The sequence below is a fragment of the Lactobacillus delbrueckii subsp. delbrueckii DSM 20074 = JCM 1012 genome, from assembly GCF_001433875.1.
GTDB lineage: Bacteria > Bacillota > Bacilli > Lactobacillales > Lactobacillaceae > Lactobacillus > Lactobacillus delbrueckii.
In genome coordinates this window covers 1-2366 of sequence record NZ_AZCR01000108.1, presented here as the reverse complement: position 1 = coordinate 2366, position 2366 = coordinate 1, and the positions used below count along the sequence as shown (strand labels likewise).

Sequence of the window (2366 nt, the reverse complement as noted above, 5' to 3'; positions counted from 1 at the left end):
TTTTTGTGCTCTGATCCAGTGAAAACGATTTTTCTTACTGGATCGGAACAGTGTTCAGTTTAATTTTACAATCGGCGAAAAGAAAAAATTAAAAGAATAAGAGGAAGAGTTTTTGTGATTACTGAAAAAGCGCCAGGCAAACTTTACATTGCCGGAGAATACGCTGTCTTGGAACAAGACTGTCCAGCCATTCTGGTCGCCCTTGACCAATACGTCAGGGTCTCAATCAAGCCAAGCAGCAGCGACACCGGCTTGATTCACTCCAAGCAATACTCCCAGGACTCCATTCACTGGGTCAGACGGGGGTCAAAGATAGTGATCGACAACCGGGACAATCCATTTGAATACATTCTGTCCGCAATTTCTTTCACTGAAAGATACTGCCTGGAACAGAAGGTCAAGATGGACGTTTACGACTTGTTTGTCAATTCTGACCTGGATTCCGCAGATGGCAAGAAGTATGGCCTGGGTTCTTCAGCCGCGGTCACGGTCGCGACGGTCAAGGCAATCTTGCACTTTTACGGTGTCCAGGCAAGCAAGGACCTGATTTACAAGCTCTCCACAATTTCTCACTACTCAGTCCAAGGCAACGGCAGCGCCGGCGATATCGCGGCCAGCGTCTACGGCGGCTGGATCGCCTACCAGACCTTCAACAAGCTCTGGCTGAAAGAAGAACTGGCAAGCAAGTCCCTGTCAGCGGTAGTTGGTGAAGCCTGGCCAGGTCTGAAGATCCAGCAGCTGGTTCCGCCGAAGGGCATGGAGCTCTTGATTGGCTGGAGCCAGCAGCCAGCTTCAACTTCCCGCCTGGTTGACAAGACTAACGCCAACAAGAACAACCTGCGGACTGAGTACGCCAAGTTTTTGGCAGACTCACGCAAGTGCGTTTTGCAGATGATCCGCGGTTTTGAAGAAGCCAACATCGCTTTGATTCAAAAGCAGATCGGCATCAACCGCCGCTTGCTGCAGCATTTTGCCGCTATCAACAATATTGCTATCGAAATTCCCCGCTTGACTGAGCTGATCGAAATCGCCAACAAGTTTGGCGGCGCGGCCAAGACCAGCGGCGCGGGCAACGGCGACTGCGGCATCGTCATCGTCAACAAGGACACCGATATTGACCGCCTCCGCAAGGAATGGGTCAAGAACAACATCCTGCCCCTGGAATTTCACATTCACCAATCTGAATTAACTTACTAAGAGCATTGCGATGTCACAAAGATCTATAAGAAAAGAAGAACATCTGGCTTTGACACAGATGTTTTTTAATGCCCAAAAAACGAATTCCTTTGACCAGGTACACCTGCTCCGCCCGGCCCTGCCTGAAAGCCAGGTTAACCTGAACGCCGTCAAGACGACCTGGTTTGGCAAAGAGTTAGCCGCCCCCTTCTTCATCAACGCGATGACTGGCGGGTCGGAAAAATCCAGGCAGATCAACCGGCAGCTGGGTGAAATTGCCAATAAGCAGCAAATTGCCCTGGCCTTGGGTTCAGCCAGCATCTTGACCAAGGAAGAAGACCAGCTGGAGTCTTTTTACGTAGCTAGAGAAGCCAATCCAGACGGCCTCTTGTTTGCTAATGTTAATCCTTTAACTCCAGCTAAAGCGGCTGCCAAGATCGTCAAGGATCTGCAAGCAGATGCCCTGCAGATCCACCTTAACGTGGCTCAGGAGATCCCCATGCCTGAAGGCGACCGGAACTTTGTCTGGCTGGACCGGATGCTGGAGATTAAAGAAGCAGCTGGCGTGCCAGTCATCGTCAAGGAAGTCGGCAGCGGCCTGGATCCAGTCAGCCTGCAAAAATTGCAGGCAGCTGGCTTTAGCTGGTTCGATATCGGGGGAGCTGGCGGCACCAATTTTGCCCAAATCGAAAATTCCCGCAACCCCCACCCCATGGCGTATTTGAACGACTGTGGCCTGCCAACGGCCCTGGCTGCCCTTTTGGCAGCGCCTTTGACCAAGCAGCTGATCGTCTCTGGCGGGGTCAGAAATCCGCTGGACGTCTTCAAGGGCCTGGCCCTGGGCGGCAAATTTGTAGGCGTGGCCAACCACTTCCTCCACACCCTTTTAAATGAGGGCCTGGATGGCCTGGATGAAGAAATCGGCCGCTGGAAGGAAGAACTGGCCTACCTTTTTGCCTTATATGGGCAAGGCTGTCTGCCAGTCAAGCAGCCATATTACTTAGACTTGGAACTGAAGAATCAGTTTGACCAGCTTAAGCAATATGCTGGCAAATAAAGCAAGCGAGTAAAAAATAAAGAGCTAAAGAAATAACTGTTGACAAAATTTTCCCTTGGATTTATTTGTTAACAGTATTTTTTTGGCGCGGCTTGGCCGCGCTTTTTTTTTTAAGAAAAATTGTAGTAACAAG

General features: G+C 50.5%; 2 protein-coding genes. Both read left to right on the top strand.

The genetic code is table 11. The features are described from left to right. The first annotated feature begins 114 nt into the window (after nt 1–114). Nucleotides 115–1197, top strand: a complete 1083-nt coding sequence (locus FD23_RS08605; RefSeq protein ID WP_025896540.1) for a phosphomevalonate kinase — start codon at nt 115–117, stop codon at nt 1195–1197. Nucleotides 1198–1207: 10 nt separating this feature from the next. After that, a complete protein-coding gene (gene fni / locus FD23_RS08600; protein WP_074027694.1) occupies nt 1208–2233 on the top strand; it encodes a type 2 isopentenyl-diphosphate Delta-isomerase in 1026 nt (341 codons plus the stop codon). Nucleotides 2234–2366: the final 133 nt, after the last annotated feature.

Coding starts and splice junctions, on each gene's coding strand:
- fni (WP_074027694.1), top strand. CDS start 1,208: ATGTCACAAAGATCTATAAGAAAAGAAGAACATCTGGCTTTGACACAG.